This is a genomic window from Telluria sp. LT2P80 (assembly GCF_059685955.1).
Map to the genome: position 1 here is coordinate 303452 of NZ_JCASIO010000002.1, position 24464 is coordinate 327915.

At 62.8% G+C, this 24464-nt stretch carries 23 protein-coding genes and 1 tRNA gene; 18 read left to right on the plus strand and 6 right to left on the minus strand.

All coding sequences use genetic code 11. The features are described 5' to 3' along the window. The first annotated feature begins 27 nt into the window (after positions 1 to 27). The 8 genes from AC56LW_RS07700 to AC56LW_RS07735 are packed head-to-tail and all read left to right on the plus strand — an operon-like array spanning position 28 to position 10610. Entirely contained in the window at positions 28 to 1137 is a 1110-nt protein-coding gene (locus AC56LW_RS07700; protein WP_499633274.1) for a polysaccharide deacetylase family protein, read from the plus strand. After that, positions 1134 to 2270, plus strand: a complete 1137-nt coding sequence (locus tag AC56LW_RS07705) for a glycosyltransferase family 4 protein (protein ID WP_499633275.1) — start codon at positions 1134 to 1136, stop codon at positions 2268 to 2270. Before AC56LW_RS07700 ends, AC56LW_RS07705 begins: the two co-directional genes overlap by 4 nt. After that, positions 2270 to 4315: an asparagine synthase (glutamine-hydrolyzing) gene (gene asnB / locus AC56LW_RS07710; protein WP_499633277.1), complete on the plus strand. Its 2046-nt coding sequence runs from the start codon at positions 2270 to 2272 to the stop codon at positions 4313 to 4315. The genes AC56LW_RS07705 and asnB overlap by 1 nt, the downstream gene beginning before the upstream one ends. A 40-nt stretch (positions 4316 to 4355) precedes the next feature. After that, entirely contained in the window at positions 4356 to 5522 is a 1167-nt protein-coding gene (locus AC56LW_RS07715) for a glycosyltransferase family 4 protein (RefSeq protein ID WP_499633279.1), read from the plus strand. A gap of 1 nt (position 5523) precedes the next feature. Further along, positions 5524 to 7158, plus strand: a complete 1635-nt coding sequence (locus AC56LW_RS07720) for a GNAT family N-acetyltransferase (protein ID WP_499633281.1) — start codon at positions 5524 to 5526, stop codon at positions 7156 to 7158. Continuing rightward, positions 7140 to 8204 (plus strand): GNAT family N-acetyltransferase, encoded by a 1065-nt coding sequence (locus AC56LW_RS07725; RefSeq protein WP_499633283.1) that lies wholly within the window; start codon positions 7140 to 7142, stop codon positions 8202 to 8204. The genes AC56LW_RS07720 and AC56LW_RS07725 overlap by 19 nt, the downstream gene beginning before the upstream one ends. A 23-nt stretch (positions 8205 to 8227) precedes the next feature. Then, entirely contained in the window at positions 8228 to 9439 is a 1212-nt protein-coding gene (locus tag AC56LW_RS07730; protein ID WP_499633285.1) for a hypothetical protein, read from the plus strand. A 22-nt stretch (positions 9440 to 9461) separates the two neighbouring features. Continuing rightward, positions 9462 to 10610, plus strand: coding sequence for a glycosyltransferase family 4 protein (locus AC56LW_RS07735; protein ID WP_499633287.1), 1149 nt, complete (start codon positions 9462 to 9464; stop codon positions 10608 to 10610). A 100-nt stretch (positions 10611 to 10710) separates the two neighbouring features. Here AC56LW_RS07735 and AC56LW_RS07740 read toward each other — a convergent pair whose 3' ends face one another. Then, complete coding sequence (locus AC56LW_RS07740) at positions 10711 to 11001, minus strand: hypothetical protein (protein ID WP_499633289.1); 291 nt, start codon at positions 10999 to 11001, stop codon at positions 10711 to 10713. A gap of 354 nt (positions 11002 to 11355) precedes the next feature. Between AC56LW_RS07740 and AC56LW_RS07745 the strand changes: the two genes are divergently transcribed. Continuing rightward, positions 11356 to 13290 (plus strand): DUF4832 domain-containing protein, encoded by a 1935-nt coding sequence (locus tag AC56LW_RS07745; RefSeq protein ID WP_499633291.1) that lies wholly within the window; start codon positions 11356 to 11358, stop codon positions 13288 to 13290. A gap of 343 nt (positions 13291 to 13633) precedes the next feature. Continuing rightward, positions 13634 to 13918 (plus strand): hypothetical protein, encoded by a 285-nt coding sequence (locus AC56LW_RS07750; RefSeq protein WP_332530216.1) that lies wholly within the window; start codon positions 13634 to 13636, stop codon positions 13916 to 13918. A gap of 129 nt (positions 13919 to 14047) precedes the next feature. On the opposite strand, the gene AC56LW_RS07755 is transcribed toward AC56LW_RS07750, so the two are convergent. Next, a tRNA-Pro gene (locus tag AC56LW_RS07755) sits at positions 14048 to 14124 on the minus strand. 53 nt (positions 14125 to 14177) lie between these two features. Further along, the gene (ispB, locus tag AC56LW_RS07760) at positions 14178 to 15167 is read right to left on the minus strand and encodes an octaprenyl diphosphate synthase (protein WP_332530217.1); all 990 of its coding nucleotides are present in this window, start codon (positions 15165 to 15167) and stop codon (positions 14178 to 14180) included. A 275-nt stretch (positions 15168 to 15442) separates the two neighbouring features. Between ispB and rplU the strand changes: the two genes are divergently transcribed. From rplU to AC56LW_RS07795, 7 genes are all read left to right on the plus strand, one after another. After that, on the plus strand, positions 15443 to 15754 hold the full coding sequence (gene rplU, locus AC56LW_RS07765; RefSeq protein ID WP_183549341.1) for a 50S ribosomal protein L21: 312 nt from the start codon (positions 15443 to 15445) through the stop codon (positions 15752 to 15754). Between the two features lie 43 nt (positions 15755 to 15797). Continuing rightward, the gene (gene rpmA, locus AC56LW_RS07770) at positions 15798 to 16079 is read left to right on the plus strand and encodes a 50S ribosomal protein L27 (protein WP_332530218.1); all 282 of its coding nucleotides are present in this window, start codon (positions 15798 to 15800) and stop codon (positions 16077 to 16079) included. 109 nt (positions 16080 to 16188) lie between these two features. Continuing rightward, the gene (gene cgtA, locus AC56LW_RS07775; protein ID WP_183549345.1) at positions 16189 to 17301 is read left to right on the plus strand and encodes an Obg family GTPase CgtA; all 1113 of its coding nucleotides are present in this window, start codon (positions 16189 to 16191) and stop codon (positions 17299 to 17301) included. 3 nt (positions 17302 to 17304) lie between these two features. After that, positions 17305 to 17730 carry a hypothetical protein gene (locus tag AC56LW_RS07780; RefSeq protein ID WP_499633293.1) on the plus strand — a complete coding sequence of 142 codons (426 nt, stop codon included), beginning with the start codon at positions 17305 to 17307 and terminating at the stop codon, positions 17728 to 17730. Continuing rightward, on the plus strand, positions 17727 to 18845 hold the full coding sequence (gene proB / locus AC56LW_RS07785) for a glutamate 5-kinase (RefSeq protein WP_332530220.1): 1119 nt from the start codon (positions 17727 to 17729) through the stop codon (positions 18843 to 18845). The genes AC56LW_RS07780 and proB overlap by 4 nt, the downstream gene beginning before the upstream one ends. A 155-nt stretch (positions 18846 to 19000) precedes the next feature. Continuing rightward, positions 19001 to 20575 (plus strand): methyl-accepting chemotaxis protein, encoded by a 1575-nt coding sequence (locus tag AC56LW_RS07790; RefSeq protein WP_499633295.1) that lies wholly within the window; start codon positions 19001 to 19003, stop codon positions 20573 to 20575. 90 nt (positions 20576 to 20665) lie between these two features. Further along, positions 20666 to 21025 (plus strand): nuclear transport factor 2 family protein, encoded by a 360-nt coding sequence (locus AC56LW_RS07795; RefSeq protein ID WP_499633297.1) that lies wholly within the window; start codon positions 20666 to 20668, stop codon positions 21023 to 21025. Here AC56LW_RS07795 and nth read toward each other — a convergent pair. Both nth and rsxB read right to left on the minus strand, forming a co-directional pair. After that, positions 21022 to 21729, minus strand: a complete 708-nt coding sequence (gene nth, locus AC56LW_RS07800; protein ID WP_499633299.1) for an endonuclease III — start codon at positions 21727 to 21729, stop codon at positions 21022 to 21024. The genes AC56LW_RS07795 and nth overlap by 4 nt on opposite strands. Positions 21730 to 21734: 5 nt before the next feature. Then, a complete protein-coding gene (gene rsxB / locus AC56LW_RS07805; protein ID WP_499633300.1) occupies positions 21735 to 22412 on the minus strand; it encodes an electron transport complex subunit RsxB in 678 nt (225 codons plus the stop codon). Between the two features lie 172 nt (positions 22413 to 22584). On the opposite strand from rsxB, the gene AC56LW_RS07810 reads away from it, so the two are divergent. Beyond that, a complete protein-coding gene (locus AC56LW_RS07810) occupies positions 22585 to 22926 on the plus strand; it encodes an RcnB family protein (protein ID WP_499633302.1) in 342 nt (113 codons plus the stop codon). 64 nt (positions 22927 to 22990) lie between these two features. Here the strand turns inward: AC56LW_RS07810 and AC56LW_RS07815 are convergent, their stop codons facing one another. Then, positions 22991 to 24226: a polyhydroxyalkanoate depolymerase gene (locus AC56LW_RS07815; RefSeq protein ID WP_499633303.1), complete on the minus strand. Its 1236-nt coding sequence runs from the start codon at positions 24224 to 24226 to the stop codon at positions 22991 to 22993. Positions 24227 to 24464 lie beyond the last annotated feature (238 nt).

Genomic DNA, 24464 nt, shown 5'->3' on the forward strand with positions numbered 1-24464 from the left:
CGCCGAAAAAACGCCGTCCAGCATGTCATGACCCGACCGGCCCGGCCTGCATCACATCACGCGTGCTTGCACGCACAAACGGTATCGACGACGCGCTCTTCGTACTCAACCATGGCTTTCGCAAAATTTGTCATTTCGCTCGATTTCGAGCTGTTCTGGGGCGTCGCCGATACGCAGACGATTGCTGGCTATGGGCGCAATGTGCTGGGCGAATGGCAGGCCGTGCCCCGTATGCTGGCCTTGTTCGCGCGCTACGGTGTGCGCGTGACCTGGGCAACTGTCGGGATGATCATGTGCCGCAACTACGATGACTGGCGCGCCACCCGGCCGGCGCTCTTGCCAGGCTATGCACGCCGTTCGCTGTCACCGTATGGCATGGACCAGTTCGTACGCAGCTATCCGCGGCTGTTCTTCGCGCGGCCACTGGTCGAGCAAATCCTGGCAGCGCAGGGGCAAGAACTGGGGACGCACACCTATGGTCATTTCTATTGCAATGAAGCGGGCGCATCACCGGCGCAATTTGCGGCGGACCTCGCATGCGCGCAATCGGTGGCTGCCGGCATGGGTGCCAGCTTGCGTAGCGCGGTACTGCCACGCAATCAGATTGTCGCGGCTTTCCTCCCCATTCTGTCCCAGGCGGCGATTCAGGTTTATCGCGGCAATGCGCGGCACCCGTTGTACCGCCATGGCGACGCCGTGGTCGGCGGCATTGCCGGTCGCGCAGCACGCTTTGCCGATGCCTGCCTGCCGCTGAGCGGCAAGCGCACCGTACGCCCGCAGTCGCATGGCGCACTGGTGAATGTGCCGGGGAGCCAGTTTCTCTACCCGTGGTCGCGGCGGCACCGTGCGTTGTTGCCCCTGCGCCTGCGTCGCCTGAAGCAGGGGATGGCGCTGGCAGCGCGTGAGGGTAGTACATTTCATCTGTGGTGGCATCCGCACAATTTTGGCGTGAACCTGGATGAGAATCTGGTACAGCTCGAAGTGTTGCTGCGCCACTACCAGCGCCTGGCCGACACCCATGGCATGCAAAGCCAATGCATGGCCGACTTTGCCTCAGCATCTGCTTCCCCCTCCGCTTCTGCCTCCGCAACTGCCTTTACGTCGCCCGCCGTACCGGGCGCACGGGATCCGTCATGATGCGCCACGTCCTGCATGTCATCACCGGCCTGGCGGTGGGGGGCGCCGAGATGGCGCTGTACCGGCTCATCCTCGCGTTTCGCGATAGCCAGTACCGCCACACGGTCATTGCCCTCAGCCCAGGCGGCGGCATGTATTCGCGGTTTGTCGCGTCCGGCATCACGCTGATCGTGCTCGATGTGCGGCGCGCGCCCGTCAGCGACCTCGTGCGCCTGATTCGCCTGATGCGCACGATGCGTCCCGATATCGTCCAGACCTGGCTCTATCACGCCGATTTTCTCGGCGGCCTGGCAGCCCGGCTCGCCGGCAACCGCAATGTCATCTGGGGCGTTCGCACGACCGATGTCGACGGCGGCTGTGCGCGCAGCACCGCGCTCGTGCGCTATCTGTGCGCTTCGTTGTCGCGCTGGGTGCCGCACACCATTGTGTGCGTGGCCGAGGCGGCGCGCCGCTCCCATTCCCTGCTTGGCTACGATGCCAACCGGATGGTGGTCGTGGGCAATGGCTTCGATCTGTCGGCATTCACGCCCGGCCATGACGAACGCGCAGCGCTGCGGGCACGCTGCGGCTTCGCGGCTGACGACATCGTGCTCGGTACGCTGGGGCGTTTCAACCTCGACAAGGACTATGCCAACTTCGTCAACGCCGCCGGCCAGCTTGCCAGCCGTTACCCGCAGCTGCGCTTCCTGATGATTGGCAAGAACCTGGATGCAGACAACGCCGAACTGTTGCGCTGGATCGCTGCCACGGGTTACACGGAGCGCTTCGTCTTGCTGGGCGAACGCACCGACATTGCCATCTGCCTGTCCGCCATGGACATTTTCTGCCTCTCCTCGCGCACCGAGGCTTTTCCCAATGTGGTGGGCGAGGCGATGGCGATGGGGTTGCCGTGCGTGGCAACCGATGTTGGCGACGTCGCCGTCCTGATGGCGGACACGGGCGTGCTGGTGCCCCGGGCCAACGCCGACGCGCTCGCGCAGGGCGTGGCGGGACTGGTAGCGCTGGACCCCGCGCATCGCAGGCAAATGGGGCAGCAGGCCAGGGCGCGGATCGGCGCCCGGTTCACGATGGGGTGCGTGCGGGCGCGCTTCGAGCGCATTTATGAAGGCGTCATTGCGAGAGGGGAACTCTGATGTGCGGATTCACTGGATTTCTGGCTGCGGCGCCTTTACCGGCAACTGATCAGGTCGGCTGGCTCAGGCGCATGACCGATGCGATCTACCATCGTGGCCCCGACGACGCCGGCTACTGGTCCGACGGCGAGCATGGCATCGCCCTGGGCCACCGGCGCCTGGCGATCATCGACCTGTCCCCAGCCGGTCAGCAACCGATGCGCTCGTGTTCGAACCGCTTCGTGCTTGTCTTCAACGGCGAAATCTATAACCACCTGGCCATGCGCGACGAGCTCGAGGCGAGTGCCGGTGTGTGCGGGTGGCGCGGTCGTTCCGATACCGAAACGTTGCTTGCCGGTTTCGATGCGTTGGGCATTGCGGCCACGGTCGAACGCGCCATCGGCATGTTCGCCTTTGCCGTCTGGGACCGGCAGACGGGCGTGCTGACGCTGGGGCGCGACCGCGTCGGCGAAAAGCCCCTGTATTACGGCTGGCAGGGCAGGGGAGACGATGCGGTGTTCCTGTTCGGCTCCGAACTCAAGGCACTGCGCGCACATCCGGCCTGTGCTGCCGATATCGATCGCGCGGCGCTGTGCCTGCAACTGCGGCACAGTTATGTGCCGGCGCCGCATTCGATCTATCGCGGCATCGCCAAGCTGCCGCCGGGCTGCCTGCTCACCGTCTCGGCCGGGCGCCCGGAACCGGTGCTGCACACGTATTGGTCGGCAGCGCAGCAGTGCACGGCGGGCGCGGCCACGCCGTTTGCGGGCACGCCCGGGCAAGCCGTCGATGCGCTCGACACCTTGCTCAGGGCCGCCGTCGGCGCGCAGATGATGGCTGACGTCCCGCTGGGTGCGTTTCTGTCCGGCGGCGTCGACTCGTCGACGATCGTCGCGCTGATGCAGGCTTGTTCAACGCGGCCGGTGCAGACATTTTCGATCGGGTTTCACGAGCAGGGCTTCGACGAGGCGCCCCATGCAAAAGCCGTGGCCCGCCATCTCGGTACCGATCACACCGAGCTGTACGTGACAGCCGCGCAGGCCCAGTCCGTGATTCCACGGCTGCCGTCGATGTACGACGAGCCGTTCTCCGACTCGTCCCAGATTCCCACGTTCCTGGTATCCCAGCTGGCGCGTCGGCACGTCACGGTGTCGCTGTCGGGCGACGCCGGTGACGAACTGTTTTGCGGCTACACCCGCTATGGTTTCGCCGCGCACCTGTGGAAGTCGATCAGCGCGGCGCCGTTGCCCGTACGCCGGCTTGCTGCACGGGGCATCATGCGGATGCCGGTGGCTTCGTGGAACCGGCTGGCGCGCACGCTGAGGCCGTGTCTGCCGCGCGCCATGCGCTTTGCCAACACGGGCGACAAGCTGCACAAAGGCGCGCACATCATGGCCAGCGCGTCGCTCGACGCGGTGTACCTCGGCCTCGTGTCGCACTGGGACGATCCGGCCGCACTCGTGATCGGTGGCCATGAGCCGCCCACCTTGCTGCGCGGCGCCGCGCCGGTGCTGGCCGGGCTCGGTGGTGTCGAACGCATGATGGCGCTCGACACGCTGACCTACCTGCCTGACGACATCCTGGTCAAGGTTGACCGGGCAGCCATGAGCGTGTCGCTGGAAACGCGGGTGCCGTTTCTCGATCACCGCGTGATTGAATTCGCCGCACGGTTGCCGCTGGCGCTGAAACTGCGCGATGGCGTGGGCAAGTGGGCGCTGCGGCAGGTGTTGTATCGCTACGTGCCGCAAGCACTCATCGAGCGGCCCAAAATGGGCTTTGGCGTGCCCATTGGCGACTGGCTGCGGGGCCCGCTGCGCGACTGGGCCGAAACCCTGCTGGCCGAGTCGCGGCTGCGCAGCGAAGGCTTTTTCGAGCCTGCGCTGCTGCGCACCCGCTGGCGCGAGCACCTGGATGGCCGCCGCAACTGGCAATACCACTTGTGGGATGTCCTGATGTTCCAGTCGTGGCTCGAACAGCAGGCCGGGCCGCACCGTGAAGCGGATGACGCCGCGCTGCACTGCCCGGCGCCGCCGGCTGTCGCGGCCCCATGCCCACTGGCGACATGACCCTCGTGCATCGCGTCCGATCTTCCTGAGGATGAACACCATGAACAAGAAAATCGTTATTTCGGTTAATACCGCCTGGAATATCCACAATTTTCGCTCCGGCCTGGTCAAGGCCCTGATCGCGCAAGGCTATGACGTCATGGTCATGGCGCCCGCCGATGCCTATGCGCACCGGCTGGCATCGCTCGGCTGTCGTTTCAAGACCGTTTCAATGGACAATAACGGCACCAGCCCCAGTCGCGACTTGTCGCTGCTGGTCAAGTATTGGCGTGTCTTGCAATCGGTGCGTCCGCTGGCCTATCTGGGCTACACGATCAAGCCGAACATCTATGGATCGATTGCCGCGCACCGGCTCGGTATTCCGGTCATCAACAATATCGCGGGTCTCGGCGCGACCTTCATCAACAACTCTCCATTAACGTACCTCGTCAAGCAGCTGTACCGCTGCTCGCTCAGGCATTCGAACCGGGTGTTCTTCCAGAATGCCGATGATTGCAAGCTGTTCGTCGACGCGGGCCTGGCGCGGCCCGATGTGGCCGAAGTCCTGCCCGGCTCCGGGATCGACTTGCAGCAATTCCAGCCGGATCCGGTGCAGCTACCCGCAGCGGAGGCGTTTTGTTTCTTGCTGGTGGCCAGGATGCTTCGCGACAAAGGTATTGAGGAATACGCCGCCGCAGCGCGCATCGTGCGTCAGCAATTGCCGGGGGTGCGGTTCCAGCTGCTGGGGCCGATCGATGCGCACAATCCGAACTCGATCCCGGTTGAGCGGATCGCGGGCTGGAAAACCAGCGGTCTGATCGAGTACCTGAAAGAGACCGACGACGTCAGGCCCTACCTGGCGCGTGCCGATTGCGTCGTGTTGCCGTCGTACCGCGAGGGCGTGCCGCATACGCTGCTCGAGGCGGCTGCGATGGCACGTCCGATCATTGCCACGAACGTGGCCGGCTGCAAGGATATCGTGGAGCATCAGGCCAATGGCTTGCTATGCAATGTAAAAGATGCGGCCGACCTGGCCGACAAGATGATCCGGATGGTAGGCCTGACGCAGGCGCAGCGCCTGGCCATGGGCCAGGCGGGCAGGACCAAGGTCGTCGCGCAATTCGATGAAAACGTCGTGATTGCGCGCTACCTGAGCGCGCTGCGGCAGATCGAAGCCAATGGGCACGCACATGCCGTGCAGGGCCTCGAAACAACGGCGCAAGTCTGATATGGCGCTGCGCTTACTGACCGGCGACGCCGCACTGGCCCATATCGGCGCGCAGACATTCGTCACGGCGTGGCGGGCACTGCATGCTGCCTGCCCTTGGGCCACTGCCTGCCAGCATCCCGATTTCGTGTTGCCGTGGTACGGCTTGTACGCGGGGCTGTTCGTGCCCGTTGTCGTCCTGCAGGAAACCGACGACGGCGCGCTGGTCGGCCTGTTGCCGCTGGCTCTGGACGACAAGGGCAAGCGCCTCACCGGTGCCGGTGAATGCCATGCCGAATACCAGGGCTGGCTGCAGCCCCCCGATGCTGGCACATCGTTCATCACGGGGGCGCTGCGGGCCATCCGCGAACGCTGTCCGCGCGCCGATCTCGCGTTGCGTTACCTGCCGGCCGGCACGCCGCTGTCCTGGCTCGATGCGTGGCGCAACGATGCATCCGATGCACGACGGTGGGTGACGCTGCGGTCCGTGCGCCGGCCACTGATGCAGATCGACCCGGTCGCGATGCACCGGCAGCGCAACAAGAAAAATCACCGGCAAAATAGCAATCGCCTGGGCCGGCTGGGCGCAGTGCGGTTCGAGCAGGTCGTCGAGCATGCCCATTTCTTGCGCGTCATCGACGCCATTTGCGACCAGTATGATTTCAGGCAGGCGGCGCTGTATCGCGCAAGGCCGTTCATGCTCGACGCAGCAAAAAAGCGTTTTTACATCGCGCTGCACCGGCAAGGACTGCTGCACGTCACGATCCTGACGGTGGACGGCGCCATTGCTGCATCCCACATCGGCCTCTTGAGCGCGGGCCGGGCCGTGCATCTCGGGATCAATACCTATCACCCTGCCACATCTGCCCACTCCCCAGGCAATTTGCTCCTGGCCATGCTGGGCGTGCATCTCGCGGCGCAGCAGATGCCGCTGCTCGACCTGACGCCGGGCGGCGATGGGTACAAGGAGCATTTTGCGACGGCGCACGATCACGTCTCGACACTGACGATCCACCGCGATCTGCGCAGCTTCTTGCTGACAGCGGCGCGCCAGCGCCTGATCGATGCCGCCAGGGCACTGGCGAGCCGGGCCGGCTGGCGTCACCATGACGTACTCGCCATCGTGCATGGCATCCGGCGGCAGCGCTTGGCTAGTATCGCTGCCGGGTGGCTGCGGCGCCGCGCACGCCCTGCAGTCGTCTCTCGCACCCTTCGATCCGCGTCTCTCCGCGGGGCCGCAGGGGCGCTGCTGCCATCCCGCGACAGCTTGCCCGATGTGCTGCAATTTGACGCCAACGATGCGGCATCGGGTTACTGCGCATTCTTGAACACCGTCATGAAGCGGATGGAACGATCCGACCATTTCTATAGCCTCGTCCAGGGCAACCGGCTGGGCCTGTTTTGCTGGGCGAAAGGGGGGGCGGGGGGCGAAGGCATGGTCCTGTCCGGCTTGTACGTGCATCGGCAATGCATGCAGCCCGATCTGGTCGAGGCATTCATCGCAGGCGTCGTGCAGGACATCCGCCGCCGCGATCCCCAATCGGCGATTCACTACCAGGGCAGCCTGAGCGCTGAACTGGACAACAATCTGGCGCGCTGTGGTTTCAGCCCGGCCAACCTGCAACAGGAGCAACCGGCATGCATGCAAGCGCATTGACTCCCCCGCCCGACAGCGTCACGTGTCACGTCGGGCAACTGCCCGCCGACGTCGAAGAAGCCCTGGTGACGACCTATGCGTCGCTGCATTCGTCACTGGCGTTTTTCAAGGTGTTCCGGTCGATCGAGAATGCCAGTTGCTATCTGGCCCACAGCGCCGGCGCGCCCAGCACGGTCTTGCTGTTTACGTTCAACGGTCGCCGGATCGACGTCATCAACGAAATGATCGAGGTCCCCCAGGCCGAGATGGCGCGCTTCGTGGCGTATGTTTTCGCGCATTTTCCGCAGATTGACGTCATCAGTTTCAAGGCCATCAAGACCGCGGCCGGCGAGCTCGGATTTCCGGTGCAACAGTACCCGGCCAAGGGCAGCTATGTCGTCACGCTGCCCGCCACGCCCGATGCCTACAAGGCGGGCATCGGCAAGTCCACGCGCGCCAGCATCAACCAGGGCCTGAATGGCATCCGGCGCCACTTTCCGTCGTTCGAGTCGCGCTTTTTCGTCAACGACGATATCGACGAAGATCATATCCGGGCGATCGTTGCGTTGAGCGAACAAAAGATCAATGCCGGCGACGCCGTGTTTTTCTACGACGTGGCGCGTCTTGCCCGGTTGGCCAGACTGTGCGGATTCGTGCACGTGATCCTGATCGACGGCCGCATCTGCGCCGGCTCCGTCAATTACCGGGTTGGCGCCAGCTTCTTCGGCGACGCGATGGGGTACGACCCACAGTATGAAAAATTCGGGCTTGGCAAGTTGTGGGTCTTCCTGACGATCTGCGAAAGCATCGTGCGCGGCGGAACCCGGTTCTATCTGGGTGGCGGCGTGTTCGCTTTCAAGGAACGCTTGCTGGGCGTGCCGTTTTACATGGATGAAGTGCATCTCTATCGTTCGCCCATAAAACTGCTGCGCAACATCGATCATGCGATCGGCGCCACAATCGCTGCGGCCATGCGGTCGACCAAGCAACGGCTGCACCAGCACAAGCGGGCGACCTGGGCGCGACTCGTGTTCAAGGCGTTTTACCTGTTACAGCGCCGCAAGTGATGCTTTGCTAGCATGGTGACCAGATGAAGAGCCTGTCAACAAGGCGGCGCAACTTGCTGCTGCGTGGCGCCGCCCTGGGCGCGGCGGCGGCATTGTTGCCAGCACCGGTTGGCGATGCAACGGGAGGCCAGCCCAGGCGTACTCAGGTGAGCGGCATCAAGGCCGCCATGGTACCGCCAGCCATCGTCAGCCTGTCCGACTACGGCGGTTTGCCCGGGGCGCGCACGGCAGCGCTGGTCGGGGCATTTCGCCAGGCACTCGATGATCTGGCAGTGCAGGGCGGCGGTACGCTGCTGGTGCCGCGCGGCGTTTATGATTTTGGACGCTGCACCGACGCCGCCACGTTCGTCCTGTGCCGCAATGCGCGCGACATTGCCATCTCGGCGTACGGCGCCCTGTTTACGGTCACGACAGACGCCAACGTCATGCCCAACCTGTTTTACTTTTTCAATTTTCAGAACATCACGATTGCCGGCGCCAGCTTCGCCGATGCAGGATTCGACCCGCGGCCCGACTGGCGCGGCATGGTGTGCGTGGGCATCCAGGCGGACCGGCCGAGCCACGGCTTCACGCTGGTCGACTGCTACGCCGAACGGGTCGTGAGTCTGCTCTCGTCGCATAACAACGCCGCCACGCGGCGCTTGCTTTCCAACATTCGTGTACACGGCGAAGTGCGCTACGCGTATTACGGCGTCAACGCCAGTTTCATCAGGGAGAACGCCGATATCGATCTGGTATGTCACGACGTGCGGCGTGCCGTTATCGCGTCGGCGCTGCGCAATGCCGACATCCGGGTAATGGTGTCCAGTACCGCCCAGTGGCCTGGTAGCAATGGGCTCATCGCACTGATTTGCGGCGGCGCGAGCGTGGGCAATGTAAAAAACGTACGGATCGCGCTCGAGGCCTCGGGCGAGGGCAACTACGGCAGCCATGTTCACCTTTATCACCAGGGCGCTGAACCGGACGGCACGATCCGCAACATCGACGCTACGGTCCATGTCGCCAATGCTGCTCCCGCCACGACACTGTTTCTGTTCGACCACGAAGCCCGTTTCGTCAAGGCGACCACGTCCCGGGTATGGGACCGTATCGTGCTGCACGGCACGATTGCCGGCGACTTCGACGGCCGCGTCGTCGCCAATCCATCGGCCAGCATCACGCCCGGCACGGTCTGCCTGGACCGTCACCTGGCGCAGTACGCGCATTCCGGGCATATGCCGTTGGTGGTGCAATGAAACCTGGAGGCAACGGTCGACGATGCGATTACTGATCTACATTCACTCGCTGGAAAATGGCGGCGCCGAGCGGGTGGTCGCCAATCTGGCCAACCACTGGGCGTCGCTCGGCTGGGCCGTCACGGTGGTGACCGTGGCCCCGCAGGCGCGTGATTTTTACGTGCTCGATGCCGGCGTCGGTCGCCGCTGCCTTGATCTGGCTGGCCAGGGCGGTGGCTTGCTGGCCGGGTTCGTGCGCACGGCCCGGCGCGCGTGTGCGCTGCGCCGGGTATTGCGCGAGGTGCAGCCCGCTGTGGCCTTATCCGCCATGCACACGGCCAATGTCGTGCTGGCACTGGCGGCGCGCGGGCTGCCTGGCATGCGCACGGTCGGCTCCGAACATAACTTCCCGCCCAAGGCGCCGATGGGCGTGATCTGGGAAACGTTGCGGCGTCATGCCTACAGCCGCTTGCACGCTGTCGTCGCGCTGACGCACGAATGCGCGCACTGGCTGGAGCGCCATTCCCGTGCCCGACGCATTCCCGTGATCCCGAACCCAGTCGTTTGGCCGTTGGCGCAGCATGCGCCGCATGTCAGTCCCGCGATCTCGTGCGCGCCCGGCCGGCAGATCCTGCTGGGGGTTGGCCGGCTCAGCGAAGAAAAAAACTTCACGACCCTGATTGCCATCTTTGCCCGGCTGGCAACCGCGCACCCGGACTGGGACCTCGTCATCCTGGGCGAGGGTGCGCAGCGTGCTGCACTGGCTGCGCAGGTGCAGGCCGGCGGACTGGGGCAGCGCGTGTTCTTGCCCGGCAGTGTCGGCAATGTGGGCGACTGGTATGCGCGGGCCAGTCTGTATGCCATGAGTTCGCATTTCGAAGGCTTTCCCAACACGCTGGTCGAAGCCATGGCGTATGGCTTGCCGGCGGTGAGCTTCGATTGCGATACCGGTCCGCGGGACATCATCCGTCACGGGATCGATGGCGTGCTGGTGGCGCCCGGTGACGTCGAAGGCATGGCGTCGGCGCTCGATACCCTGATGCGTGACAGCCGTGCGCGGGCCAGATTCGCGCAGCGCGCCGTCGATGCGCGAGAGCGGTTCTCGATGGAGAAAATATCGCGCATGTGGGAAACCGTCTTCATGCCGTCAACCTGCACGCATGACGTCAAGGCTGACGTTGTTGCTGAGTGAACTACGTAGTGTCATCACGACCCACAAGCAGTAACCCCCCCGCCTGTTGTTTTACCAACCTCATCGTTTCTCTACCAGCCTCAAGCACGCTCCGGCTGCGTCACGCATTTAAAAAATTCCCAATTTGCAATTGATTAAAACAATGTTGCAACGTTTCAGTTTTCCCAAAGAAAAATATTTTGGGAACTAATTGAGCCGAAGCATCTCCAACGCCAGTGTTTGAATTTTTAAGAAGCATTTTTCTGACACACATCAGACGTTGGCGCTGAATTTCTGCTAGCCCACTACATCCATTTGGGCTGGCAGGAACCGAAAGCGGTGACTTTTTCTCAAAGAAATTATTTTTTATTTCTTGGAACCAATCGCTTTGAGGAAACTCAAACGGTTTCATGATTTTAGGAATGAGGAGATGCCATGATCGATAGCACATCGTTGTAGCCACAGCACGCCCAGCAGGGGATGTCTGTGTGCGCTTTCTCGCGTCATGTCATGGGAAGACCAATCCGTCTTCTCGTCGCCAGTTATCCACCATAGCGTTTTGCCGCGCTCCCCGCCGCTAGCTGATCGCCAGTCGATACAGCTAGTCCATTTCAGCAGGTCCTGCGGATATCCCTGCCACTCCGATGCGAGCGGCAGCGGGATCGTCACGCTCTTCGTCTGCGGATGCTTCCCGCCACTTGCGCTGCAAGCGGCGACTGGATCGTCACGCGCCGGTTGTTGGATTTTTATATAAAGCGATTATCAAATGTCACCTATTCACATCAATTCCATTCCTTCCGTACGTCGCCCAATCGGGCTCGCACTGCTGTGCGCCGGGCTTCTTTCCAGCCCGGCGCTGATGTCGGCTGCCGTCGCTGCGCCTGTGGCGCTGGCCTCGGTCACGGCGGGCCCGATGACAGCCAGCAGCGACGGCACCAATCTTAGCATCCGCATTCGTTACGCCGGCACGCCGGCCTGGGTGCGCGTGTACATCGATAACGATGCCGTGACCACGACCGGCTATGCATTCAACGGCGTCGGCGCCGGTTACATGATCGAGAATGGCCGCCTGTACCGCTACAGCGGCAGCAACGGCTCCTGGGCCTGGACCTTCGTCAAAACCGTGCCGTACGCATCGGCCAATAACCTGGCAACGATGACGGTGACTCGTGCCGAGCTCGGCGGCGCGGACAACATCAGCCTCATCACCCAGACCGATCCACCAGCGCAACTCTCGCCGATCCTGCGCCTGTCGATCACCAAGACGACGCCAACACCGACGCCAACGCCAACACCGACGCCAACGCCAACGCCAACGCCAACACCGACGCCAACGCCGACGCCAACACCAACACCAACGCCCACGCCGACGCCGACGCCGACGCCAACGCCGACCCCAACGCCAACCCCGGGCACCACGGTGCCAGTGAACTACACCGCCAGCACGGCCGTCATCACCAACCCGGAGCGCGGCTTTTATCGCCACGTTGGCTGCGAGACGCCGCTGAGCCAGTCGCAACTGACGAGCTTCCGCACATCGGGTGGTGAATCGCTGATGCTGTGCGTGTTCTATCTGCGCAGCTTCGTCAACGCACCGATCAGCCAGTCCACGCTCAATCTGTTCCAGCAACAGATGGATACGGTGCGCAAGGCTGGCCTGAAAGCCATCGTCCGCTTCGCCTACAACGACAACAACTCGCCGGTGGATGCGACCCCGGCGATGGTCAACACCCACCTGACGCAGCTGGCACCGTACCTGACGGCCAACAAGGACATCATCGCCGTCGTGCAGGCCGGCCTGATCGGTGCGTGGGGCGAGTGGGGCAACACCAACAACTATGGCGACAGCTACAACATGACCGCCAAAAACATTGCTGACCGCAAGTCTGTGGTCGACAAGCTGCTGCAAGTGGTGCCGGCTGAACGCATGGTGCAGTTGCGCATGCCGCTGTTCAAGACCAAGTTGTACACCCCAACCGCCTTGACCGCGAGCGAGGCCTACAACGGTTCGGCCAAGGCGCGCCTGGGCCACCACAACGATTGCTTCCTGTCCAATGCATCGGACTACGGCACCTACATCAATCCATCGGTGGAGTTCCCGTACCTGGCGGCGGAAACGAACTACGTCGCATCGGGCGGCGAGACCTGCAACTATGCGCCGCCACGCAGCGATTGCCCGACTGCCCTTGCCGAAATGGGCCGCTTCCACTGGTCGTACCTGAACCTGGACTACAACACGACGGTGCTGAACAACTGGAAAACGCAGGGTTGCTTCACCCAGGTCAAGCAAAAGCTGGGCTACCGCTTCGTGCTCAAGAGCGGTGCGTTCTCGCGCACGGCGAAACCGGGTGGCGGCTTCGTCGTCAACCTGCAGCTGCAGAACGAGGGCTGGTCGGCGCCATTCAACAGCCGCGACGTGGAACTCGTGTTCCGTAACACGGCGAGCGGAGCAACCCATCGCGTCAAGCTGGCAACCGACCCGCGCCATTGGCTGTCGAACCAGACCGTGACGATCAACCAGACCGTGGCGCTGCCGGCCAATATGGCGGCGGGTTCGTACTCGGTGCTGCTGAACCTGCCGGATCCACAGACGTCGCTGCGCGATCGCCCCGAGTATGCGATCCAGCTGGCCAACAGCAACACGTGGGAAGCGTCGACCGGGTTCAACAATCTGCAGCATACGGTTGGCGTTGCGCCATAAGCCGCATATGCAGCATCGCGGCCTGATGCCGAAAGGCGGGTAATAAAAAAGCCAGGCCGGTTTGCCGGTCTGGCTTTTGATTGTCTGGTCGGGGTGAGAGGATTCGAACCTCCGGCCTCTACGTGCCGAACGGAACCTCTGATTTTGTATTCGTGTCCTGGGCCGGGCTAAATTTTTATAAATCAAAGTATTGTTGAAAACTCAAAAACGTTTCGGCGTTCTCTCCAGGGCGTGCTGGGCTGTAAGCTGGCGCCTGAACGTCGGTGGCACGGCACTGGTGTAGACTGGCAACTTGTGGTTGATCGACCGCATCAGACCATCTTTCAGACCAGGACAGCACACGATGAACAGTTTTGCCTCATGGCAGGCACGGGCGGCGGAATACAGCGCCACCAACAAGCGTGACACCGTGTTGTTTCTGGCATATGAAGCGGCGTCGGCATCTGAGGCCAGTGCCGCAGGCTTTGAATTGATGGGAACGAGCTGGGACGCCAATGGCGTCGAGGTCAAGGCGTATAAAGCCAAGCCGCCGGGCGTGCCGGAATTCGGGTGTGTCATTTGCGGTAAAAATTCGCAGTACTACCATGGGGTGTATTGCTGCGGAAGGAAACGGGTTCTGATGCTGTGAACGCTGCAATCGCAGCATGACGACAATCGCAACGTGACGCGGCGCGGTATCGCGCAAGACGACCACTGATCCAGGCATGGACAAATGAAAAGCCAGACCGGCTGACGCCTCGTCTGGCTTTTTGTTGTCTGGTCGGGGTGAGAGGATTCGAACCTCCGGCCTCTACGTCCCGAACGTAGCGCTCTACCGGGCTAAGCTACACCCCGACGGTTCGGAGTGTACGTACAACCACCCCGGGATGGTCGTAATATAAAATCGCTTAGTGGTTCCTGTCAACGGCGAAGCTGCTCAGTTGCAGCAGGCTGTTCTTGAACAGGCTGTCGGGCAAACCGGCAATGGCTTCGGACGCCCGGCGCGCTGCCTGTTCGGCCTGCGCCCGCGTGTAATCGAGCGCGCCGCTCGACGTCACGGCGGCCAGCACGGCGTCGAATTGCGCTTCGTCGCCTTGCTCGATACAGCTGCGGACCAGTTCGCGCTGTTCGGGCGTGCCGTGTTCCATCAGCCAGATCAGGGGCAGGGTCGGTTTGCCTTCGCGCAAATCGTCCCCCAGGTTCTTGCCGATCTCGGCGGCGTCGCCAGCGTAGTCGAGCACGTCGTCGATCAGCTGGAACGCGGTGCCCAGCGAGCGGCCGTATTCGCCGGCGGCGGCGATCTGGGCATCGTTTGCGCCGGCGATCAGCGCGCCCAGTTCGGCCGCGGCTTCGAACAGCTTGGCGGTCTTGGAGCGGATCACGAGCAGGTAGCTCGCTTCGGTCACGTCCGGGTCGTGCATGTTCAGCAGTTGCAGCACTTCGCCTTCGGCGATCACGTTGGTGGCGTCGGACAGGATCTGCATGATGCGCATGCTGTCCAGGCCAACCATCATCTGGAACGCTCGCGAGTAGAGGAAGTCGCCGACCAGCACCGAGGCGGCGTTGCCGAACAGCGCGTTGGCGGTCTGGCGGCCGCGGCGCATCGACGATTCGTCGACGACGTCGTCATGCAGCAGCGTGGCGGTGTGGATGAATTCGACGACGGCGGCCAGCTCGTGGTGCGCGGTGCCCCGGTAGCCATAGGCATTGGCCAGCAGCAGTACCAGTACTGGACGGATGCGCTTGCCCCCGGCACTGATGATGTACTCGGCGATCTGGTTGACCAGCGTGACTTCGGAATGCAGCCGCTGGCGGATCACCGTGTTGACGGCCTCCATATCGGGCGCGATCGACTGGACGATGGTGTTCTGTTGGGCGTGTTGGGTAGCGGCTGACAAGGCTGACCTGCGTGAGCGTTGGGTTAACTATAAGAGTGAGGCGATTATACGTCATGGGAGGGCGAACCGTCGGGCTGAGAGGGGTGCGCTTGCGAGAGAGCGGGCGATGCAGCCATGGATGCTGCCCGACGCAGTGAAGCGATCGCCGAATGGTTTTGACGCACTGCACCGACTTATGTATAATCCTCTGTTCCCCGGCTTAAGATTAGTCCTGCGTGTCAAGCGCAGGTCGACGCGCCGAGGGGTTCTTTTAACATTTGATGAGGTTTCAAATCATGTACGCGGTCATAAAAACCGGTGGCAAGCAATACAAAGTTGTCGCTGGTGAAAAACTTAAAGTAGAACAGATACCGGCAGACATTGGTTCCGAACTCACGATCGATCAGGTCCTCGCCCTTGGCGAAGGCGAAAGCATCAAGTTTGGTGCTCCGCTGGTCGAAGGTGCAACGGTGCTGGTGAAAGTGGTTTCGCAGGGTCGCCACGACAAAGTGCGTATCTTCAAGATGCGTCGTCGTAAGCACTACCAGAAGCGTATGGGCCATCGCCAAAACTTCACCGAAATCCAGATCGTTTCGATCAACGGCTAATCCCCGTTTCCGGTCCCCAGCAACGTCATCCAGGAGTAAATAAATGGCACACAAAAAAGGCGGCGGTACTACCCGCAACGGCCGTGACTCAGAAAGCAAGCGCCTCGGCGTGAAGATCTACGGCGGCCAGGCAGTCAATGCCGGCGGCATCATCATTCGTCAGCGCGGCACCCCAGTGCGCGCCGGCACCAATGTCGGTACGGGCAAGGATCACACCCTGTTCGCGCTGGTCACTGGCACCGTCAAGTTCGTCAAGCAAGGCGTCGGCTCGAAGCAATTCGTGACCGTCGTTGCTAACGAAGCAGCGGAAGCAGTCGCAGCGTAATAACGCACTCGCGCCGCTTCCGAGCGGCGCTTCTTTGCAAGGCGCAAGCCTTCCATCGAAAGGCTCTGCCCACGGTAGGGCCTTTTTTAGTTTTTAAGCGGTCACAATCATGAAGTTTATCGACGAAGCAAAAATTGAAGTCATCGGAGGCGACGGCGGCAACGGATGCGCCTCGTTCCGGCGCGAAAAGTTCCGCCCATTTGGCGGTCCCGACGGCGGCGATGGCGGCACGGGCAGCTCGATCTTTGTGGTTGCCGACCGCAACGTCAACACGCTGGTCGACTTTCGCTATTCGAAAGTCCACACCGGCAAGCACGGCGAACCGGGCCGCGGCTCGGATTGCTACGGCAAGGGTGCCGAAGACATCTATATGCGCATGCCGGTCGGCACGCTCATCATCGATGATGTCAATGGCGAAATCATTGCCGACCTGACCGAACATGGCCAGACCGAATTGCTCGCCAAAGGCGGCGAGGGCGGCTGGGGCAATATCCACTTTAAAAGTTCGACCAACCGCGCCCCGCGTCAAAAGACCGAAGGCAAGGAAGGCGAGCGTCGCACGTTGCGTTTGGAACTGAAAGTCCTGGCGGACGTGGGCCTGCTGGGCATGCCGAACGCCGGTAAATCGACCTTCATCACTGCCGTCTCGAACGCGCGCCCGAAGATCGCCGATTACCCGTTCACCACCTTGCACCCGAACCTGGGTGTGGTACGCGTGTCGCACGAAAAGAGCTTTGTCGTGGCCGACATTCCGGGCCTGATCGAAGGCGCCGCCGAAGGCGCGGGCCTGGGTCACCAGTTCCTGCGTCACCTGGCGCGTACCGGCTTGCTGCTGCACATTGTCGACCTGTCGTCGTTCGAAGCGAACATCGATCCGGTCAAGGAAGCCAAGGCCCTGATCAAGGAACTCGAAAAGTACGACGAAGAGCTGCTGAACAAGCCACGCTGGCTCGTGCTCAACAAGCTCGACGTGCTGGACGAGGCCGAGCGCAAGAAGCGCGTCAAGGACATGATCAAGCGCCTGGCCTGGAAGGGCCCGGTGTTCGAGATTTCGGCGCTGAACCGCGAAGGCTGCCAGGAACTGATCAACGCGATCTACCTGCACCTGGAAGAAAAGCGCCATGCCGAGCACCGCGCCGAAGAAACCGCGATGACCGAAGAAGCGCGCGGGATTTCGTCGATCGATCCGGACGATCCACGCTTCAAGATCCTCGAAGACTGACCCTTGGCCGGCGGCGCTCCTCAGACCCTGAGCTGGTCGCGTGCCTGGCTGCGTGGCCAGTTGCTTCAGCTGGTCGCGACCGTCAGCTCGCTGGCCTCGCTGGCGGCATTGCTCGATCCCGACCGTATTGCGTCGGCGATGGGCCTGTTTTTGGTTGGCGTGAATGGCTACAGCCAGTTCTACGCCATCTATGTGGGCGTGCGCCTCGCTACCGCGGGGTTGGCGCTGTTGGCGGCCAGGCACGGCGATCTGCCGATCCTGGGCGACTTGACTGCCTTGTTCCTCCTGGCCCAGCCGGCCGGCCGCCTTGCGGCGGCTTTCGCAATCGGCTTGCCCACGGGGGTCTTATTCGCTGTCTGCGCGGTTGAACTGCTGGCAGGACTTTCCCTGCTCGCATTGCGACCGCGGGGAAAATTCCTGTCGCCATGAACTCCGCTCTCCAACAAGCTTCCCGCATCATTGTCAAGGTCGGCTCCTCCCTCGTCACCGACGAGGGCAGGGGGCTGGACCATCATGCCATTGCCCGCTGGGCATCCCAGATTGCCGCGTTGCGCGCTCTTGGCAAGGACGTGGTCTTGGTCAGCTCGGGCGCCATTGCCGAAGGCATGCTGCGCCTGGGCTTCACGAAGCGCCCCACCGATATCCACGAACTGCAGGCGTGTGCCGCCTGTGGCCAGATGGGCCTGGCGCAAATCTATGAAACCAGCTTTCGCGCGCACGGCGTGCAAACGGCCCAGGTGCTGCTCACGCACGCCGACCTGGCCGACCGCGAACGCTACCTGAACGCGCGCTCGACGCTGACCACCTTGCTGCGCCTGAAGGTGGTGCCGATCATCAACGAGAACGATACCGTCGTCACCGACGAGATCAAGTTTGGCGACAACGACACCCTGGGTGCGCTGGTGGCCAATCTGATCGAAGCCGATGCACTTGTCATCCTGACGGACCAGCCCGGCTTGTACTCGGCCGACCCGCGCAAGAACCCGGATGCGCGCCTGATCGCGCATGCCCAGGCCGGCGACGTGGCACTGGAAAGCATGGCGGGCGGCGCCGGAAGCAGTATCGGCAGTGGCGGCATGCTGACCAAGGTACTGGCGGCCAAGCGCGCTGCGCGTTCCGGCGCGCACACCGTGATCGCCTGGGGGCGCGAGCCGGATGTCCTCACGCGTCTGGCGGGTGGCGAAGCGATCGGCACGCAGTTGCTGGCCCCGACCGGCCGCCTGACGGCGCGCCGCCAGTGGATGGTCGACCATCTGCACACGAGCGGCGAAGTCGTCATCGACGCCGGCGCCGCAGCCAAGCTCACGCGCGAAGGCAAGTCGCTCCTGCCGATCGGCGTCATTGCCGTCAAGGGCGAGTTCGGCCGCGGCCAGGTGGTTACCTGTGTGGACGAAGCGGGCAAGCCGCTGGCGCGCGGATTGACCAATTATGCGAGCAGCGAAGTGCGGCGCATCATGCGTCATTCGTCGACCGAGATCGAACGCATCCTGGGCTTCGTCGAAGGGCCTGAGCTCATCCATCGCGACAATATGGTCTTGCTGTAGACAGCGAGCACTAACCAACCGGCTGTTGCGCCAATCTGACGCAACGGCAGGTTTGTATCCAAAATCGTCCAAAAATATTGCCGTATAGATTCAAGAGTTACGCTTGGGGATACACTGCGCTTAAGCGCTTCGCGCGTATATATTCAGGACCTGCCATGAAACTAAGTCGCAAATTACCACTGGGTTTTGCCGCCGTCACCTTGCTCGTCGCCTGCGCAGGCTTCTTCGGCATGGCGCAGCTGAACAGCTCGGTCGACACCTATCGCCAGGCGGTGGTCACCGAAGGCCAGGCACAGCAAGTGCAAGCGTTGCTGTCCCATTTCCGCAAGCAGGTCCAGGAATGGAAGAACACGCTGTTGCGTGGCAAACAGGAAAGCGAACGGGTCAAGTACTGGAACGCGTTCCAGAAGAACGAGACGGAAGTCGCGCAACAGGTCAAGGCCTTGCTGGACGCCATGCCGGAAGGCGAAGTGCGAACGCTGGTGACGCAGTTCGGCGCGGCGCACGCGACCATGGGTGCGGATTTCCGGCGCGGCTACCAGGATTTCGAAGCGGCCGGTTTCGATGCCGGCGCCGGCGATATCGCCGTCAAGGGCAAGGACCGTGCTCCAGCCGAGTTGCTGGTGCAGGCCCAGGAAAAGATGTCGGCCGTCAGCCTTTCCAGCGCGGCCCAGGCCGATGCGGTCGGCAAACAGGCCACGCTGCTCAGCTATAGCCTGATGCTGGTGGGCGCCGTCGTGGCCGTCATCGCCGGTATCCTGGTGTCGCGTTCGATCACGCGGCCGCTCGACGAAGCGGTCGAGGCCGCGCGCAGCGTCGCGGCGGGCGATCTGCGCACTGCGATCACGGTGCGCAGCAACGATGAAACGGGCCAGCTCTTGATGGCGCTGAAGGAGATGTCGGCCAGCCTGCAGCGCATCGTGCTCGAAGTGCGGGGCGGGGCCGAGACCATCGCGGTGGCATCCGGCGAAATCGCGCAGGGCAACCTCGACCTGTCGGCCCGCACCGAGCGCCAGGCCGGCGCGCTGGAAGAGACGGCGTCATCGATGGAAGAACTGACCTCGACCGTCATCCAGAACGCCGACAATGCACGCCAGGCCAGTGTGCTGGCCGTGTCGGCCTGCGATGTGGCGGTCAAGGGTGGCAAGGTGGTCGAGCAGGTGGTGGGCACGATGGCGTCGATCAGCGCGTCGTCGCGCAAGATCACCGACATCATCGGCGTCATCGACAGCATCGCGTTCCAGACCAATATCCTGGCGCTCAATGCAGCGGTCGAAGCCGCACGCGCCGGCGAGCAGGGCCGTGGCTTTGCCGTCGTGGCCGGCGAAGTGCGCACCCTCGCGCAGCGTTCGGCGACAGCGGCAAAAGAAATCAAGGACCTGATCGGCGAATCGGTGGCCTGCGTGGAAACGGGCGACCGGCTCGCCGGCGAAGCGGGCGTGACGATGGGTGAGATCCTGGCCAGCGTGCGCGGCGTGATGGACATCATCACCGAAATCAGCGCCGCCAGCAGCGAGCAGAGCCAGGGTATCTCGCAGGTCAACCAGGCCGTCACCGAAATGGATGTCACGACCCAGCAGAATGCGGCGCTGGTCGAGCAGGCCGCCGCCGCCGCGCAGTCGCTGCGCGAGCAGACGGTGGCGCTGACGGAAGTGGTCAGCGTGTTCAAGGTCGAAGAGCCGGCCGGCGCCGTGGCGCCGCCCCGTACCAAACTGGCACTGGCGGCTTGACACGGACCGGGTGCGCGGTAAGATGCCCGCGCGCCCGTAGTGCCGGGATGGGCCCGGCAACCGGTGGCGCACCTTGTGAGCCACCATCCGATGACGCCACTTTCACGTTCCGCCGTGGTCCAGGCGCAGCTCGACGCCTACAACGCCAAAGACCTCGATGCACTGATGGCCACCTATGCGCCGGAGGCAGCGCAATTCGCGCTGCATGGCGACCTGCTGGCGCGCGGCCACGACCAGATCCGGCCGCGTTACGAACAGCGTTTTCTCGAGCCTGACCTGCAGGCGCGGCTGCTGTCGCGCACGGTATTGGGCAACTTCGTCACCGACCTCGAAATCGTGACCCGCAACTTTCCAGAAGGTCAGGGCACGGTCGAGATGTTGTGCGTCTACGAGGTGGTGGACGGGCGCATCGTGCGCGCCTCGTTCGCGACCGGCGAGACCCGGATCTAACTTGCCGCAGGTATCGCGGCCTCAGCTGCCGTGGCCGCAGCAACAGCAGCCGGCTCGAGAAGACCCGCCGGTGCCGGCGTCTTGTCCTTGAACTCGCACAGGTCGGCAATCAGGCAATTCCAGCATTTGGGCTTGCGCGCCACGCAGGTGTAGCGCCCGTGCAGTATCAGCCAGTGGTGGGCGTCGTGCAGGAATTCCTTCGGCACGAACTTCAGCAGCTTTTGCTCGACGATGTCGACGTTCTTGCCCGGCGCGATCTTGGTGCGGTTCGAGACGCGGAAGATGTGCGTGTCGACCGCCATCGTCGGTTCGCCAAAAGCCGTGTTGAGCACGACGTTTGCCGTCTTGCGGCCCACGCCCGGCAGCGCCTCGAGCGCTTCGCGCACGGGCGGCACCTCGCCGCCATGCTGCTCGACCAGGATCTGGCAGGTGGCGATCACGTTCTTGGCCTTCGTGTTGTACAGGCCAATGGTCGCGATATAGGTCTTGAGCTCATCGATGCCCAGATCGAGGATCGCCTGCGGTGTGTTCGCTACCGGGAATAAACGGCGCATGGCCTTGTTCACGCCGACATCGGTCGACTGGGCCGACAGCAGGACCGCGATCAGCAATTCGAACGGCGTCGAAAATTCGAGCTCAGTGGTGGGCGTTGGGTTGGTGGCGCGAAAGCGCGTGAAAATTTCGTGGCGTTTGGCGGAATTCATGCAGGTCAGGTCGGGTCGGTATTGCCGGCGGCCTTCAGGCGCGCGCGTTCCATGGCGGCGGCGATGATCGCGCGCTTGCGCTCTTTTTCTGCCAGCTCTTCGGGAGTATTGGTCGCTTCGGCCGTGACTTCACGCATTTTCTGGACGGCCTTGGCGGCCAGCCGCGCGTCATTCTCGTCGCGTTCGCGGCGCAGGCGCGCTTCGCGGAAGTCGTGGCGGCTGCGCGCCGCATCGGCGGCCGGCTGGCTCCAGGCATCCCAGCCGGTGCGCTCGCCCGTGACCGGCACCATCGCGATGCAGTCGACCGGGCAGGGCGCCACGCACAGGTCGCAGCCGGTGCACAGGCTCGGCAGGATCGTGTGCATCTGTTTGGCCGCGCCCAGGATCGCATCGACCGGACACGCCTGGATGCACAGCGTGCAGCCAATGCACAGTGCTTCGTCGATGAAGGCCACAGGGCGCGGACGCTCAATGCCATTGGCCGGGTTGATCGGGATGACAGCGCGGCCCGTGGCGGCGGCCAGGCGGCGCACGCCTTCCATGCCGCCGGGCGGGCACTGGTTGATGTCGGCTTCGCCGCTGGCGATCGCTTCTGCATACGGACGGCACGCGGGATAGCCGCACTTGGTGCACTGGGTCTGCGGCAGCAGGTCTTCGAGCTGGTCGGCGAGGGGTTTGGTCACGGTGTGGCGGATCTGGTAAAGCCGACATTATCCGCCAAAATGCCGGGCGCTGCGGTGAAACCCGGCGCGCCGGCATGGCGTGGAAACGGGAGCCTCACGTGCGTGGTCAATCGAACAGAGGCGTGGGCCGTAACCTGCTGTACTATAAACCGATCCACCGACGAGGACTGACATGAACGAATTGATCGCCCCGTTGCTGTTTGCTGCCATTTTTTCTGCAGGCGACAACCTGCACACGCGCAACACCAAGGACAGCCATGCCACGGCGCCGCCCGAGCAGACCGAGGTGCTGGCGCTGCCGTCCCTGTACCGCAGCGTCGAATCCAGCGGCGAATTGCGCCGAGGCGAGCGCTTGCCTGCACGCTATCAGGCCGCCCAGTACGTGGTCGAGGACTGGCGCAAGCTGCGCCTGACCAAGCCACCGCGCGGGCATCAGTGGGTGCAGGCCAATCGCAGCTTCGCGCTCGTGGCCATCGCGACCGGCCGGGTCGAGCAGGTGGTACTGGGGCGCTGAGCGTCTCGGCAGCACAAAAAAAATGCCATGGCGCTTGCCATGGCATTGTTTATTCAGCGGTCGTTTATTTGTTGTCGCGGATGAATTCCGTGATTTTTGGGCACACGATCTCGCGCCAGCGACGGCCCGAGAAGATGCCGTAGTGGCCGGCTTTCTCGACGACAAACGCGTGTTTCATCTCTGCCGGCACACCACTGCACAGATCATGCGCAGCGCTGGTCTGGCCGATGCCCGAAATGTCGTCCAGCTCGCCTTCGACGGTGAGCAATGCCACCGTTTTGATGTCCTGCGGGCGCACTAGATTGCCGCCGACGTTCCACGTGCCTTTTGGCAGACTGAAGTCCTGGAACACGGTCTTGATCGTGTCGAGGTAGTACTCGGCCGGCATGTCGAGCACGGCGTTGTATTCGTCGTAGAACTGGCGGTGCGATTCGGCCGAATCGTCGTCGCCCTGCACCAGGTGCTGGTAGAACTCGCGGTGGCTCTGGGCGTGGCGGCCCGGGTTCATCGCGATGAAGCCGGCGTGCTGCAGGAAGCCCGGGTAGACCTTGCGGCCAAAGCCCGGGTAGTTGCCCGGCACGGAATAGATCACGGTGTTCTCGAACCACGAGAACGGCTTTTCGACCGCCAGGTCATTGACGGCGGTGGGCGATTTGCGCGGATCGATCGGGCCGCCCATCATCGTCATCGTCTTCGGCAGTTTGGGGTCCTTCTCGCTTGCCATCAGCGCAATCGCGGCCAGCACTGGCACGGTCGGCTGGCACACGGAGATCACGTGCACGTCCGGGCCCAGATGACGGATGAAGTCCTGGACATAGAAGATGTAATTGTCGAGGTGGAACGGGCCATCGGACAGTGGCACCATGCGCGCGTCGGTCCAGTCGGTGATGAACACGTCATGGTCGACCAGCAGCGCCTTGACCGTATCGCGCAGCAGCGTGGCATGGTGGCCGGACAGCGGCGCGACGAGCAGCACGGTCGGCTGGGCGAGGGCAGCGATCCCGGCGTCGGGCAAGTCCTTCTTAAAGTGCAGCAGGCTGCAGAACGGCTTTTCGAGCACGATCTCTTCGACGATGCCGACTTCTTCGCCCTTGATCGTGGTGGTCTTCAAGCCGAAGGCCGGCTTCTGGTATTCCTTGCCCAAGCGATACATCAGCTCGTATCCGGCAGCGATCCGCTGCGAAAACGGGGTGTGTGCAAATGGCGAGACGGGATTGGAAAACATCTTCGACGACGCCTCAGCCCACTGCATGAGTGGGGTCAGGAAGGAGCGTTGCATTTCGTGCAATTGGTAAAGCATAAATAAATCCTTCTATTAACTGCGCGCGCCGCAAAAGATTTGCGTTGAAGCTTCAACGATTATAGGGGATTTGCTTTTGGCTTGTGGAAACCTGAGCGGACCTGACGCTGAAGCATGCTGCACTTGTAGCATATTTACCCGTGCGCGCTTCGTTGGGCATCCCACATAAAACAAAACGCCCCGCGATGCGGGGCGTTTTAACGGGACGTTGTCGTTGCGATGTTACTGAACGACGGTG

Coding starts and splice junctions, on each gene's coding strand:
- AC56LW_RS07700 (WP_499633274.1), top strand. CDS start 28: ATGACCCGACCGGCCCGGCCTGCATCACATCACGCGTGCTTGCACGCA.
- AC56LW_RS07705 (WP_499633275.1), top strand. CDS start 1,134: ATGATGCGCCACGTCCTGCATGTCATCACCGGCCTGGCGGTGGGGGGC.
- asnB (WP_499633277.1), top strand. CDS start 2,270: ATGTGCGGATTCACTGGATTTCTGGCTGCGGCGCCTTTACCGGCAACT.
- AC56LW_RS07715 (WP_499633279.1), top strand. CDS start 4,356: ATGAACAAGAAAATCGTTATTTCGGTTAATACCGCCTGGAATATCCAC.
- AC56LW_RS07720 (WP_499633281.1), top strand. CDS start 5,524: ATGGCGCTGCGCTTACTGACCGGCGACGCCGCACTGGCCCATATCGGC.
- AC56LW_RS07725 (WP_499633283.1), top strand. CDS start 7,140: ATGCATGCAAGCGCATTGACTCCCCCGCCCGACAGCGTCACGTGTCAC.
- AC56LW_RS07730 (WP_499633285.1), top strand. CDS start 8,228: ATGAAGAGCCTGTCAACAAGGCGGCGCAACTTGCTGCTGCGTGGCGCC.
- AC56LW_RS07735 (WP_499633287.1), top strand. CDS start 9,462: ATGCGATTACTGATCTACATTCACTCGCTGGAAAATGGCGGCGCCGAG.
- AC56LW_RS07740 (WP_499633289.1), bottom strand. CDS start 11,001: ATGAAACCGTTTGAGTTTCCTCAAAGCGATTGGTTCCAAGAAATAAAA.
- AC56LW_RS07745 (WP_499633291.1), top strand. CDS start 11,356: ATGTCACCTATTCACATCAATTCCATTCCTTCCGTACGTCGCCCAATC.
- AC56LW_RS07750 (WP_332530216.1), top strand. CDS start 13,634: ATGAACAGTTTTGCCTCATGGCAGGCACGGGCGGCGGAATACAGCGCC.
- rplU (WP_183549341.1), top strand. CDS start 15,443: ATGTACGCGGTCATAAAAACCGGTGGCAAGCAATACAAAGTTGTCGCT.
- rpmA (WP_332530218.1), top strand. CDS start 15,798: ATGGCACACAAAAAAGGCGGCGGTACTACCCGCAACGGCCGTGACTCA.
- cgtA (WP_183549345.1), top strand. CDS start 16,189: ATGAAGTTTATCGACGAAGCAAAAATTGAAGTCATCGGAGGCGACGGC.
- proB (WP_332530220.1), top strand. CDS start 17,727: ATGAACTCCGCTCTCCAACAAGCTTCCCGCATCATTGTCAAGGTCGGC.
- AC56LW_RS07790 (WP_499633295.1), top strand. CDS start 19,001: ATGAAACTAAGTCGCAAATTACCACTGGGTTTTGCCGCCGTCACCTTG.
- AC56LW_RS07795 (WP_499633297.1), top strand. CDS start 20,666: ATGACGCCACTTTCACGTTCCGCCGTGGTCCAGGCGCAGCTCGACGCC.
- nth (WP_499633299.1), bottom strand. CDS start 21,729: ATGAATTCCGCCAAACGCCACGAAATTTTCACGCGCTTTCGCGCCACC.
- AC56LW_RS07810 (WP_499633302.1), top strand. CDS start 22,585: ATGAACGAATTGATCGCCCCGTTGCTGTTTGCTGCCATTTTTTCTGCA.
- AC56LW_RS07815 (WP_499633303.1), bottom strand. CDS start 24,226: ATGCTTTACCAATTGCACGAAATGCAACGCTCCTTCCTGACCCCACTC.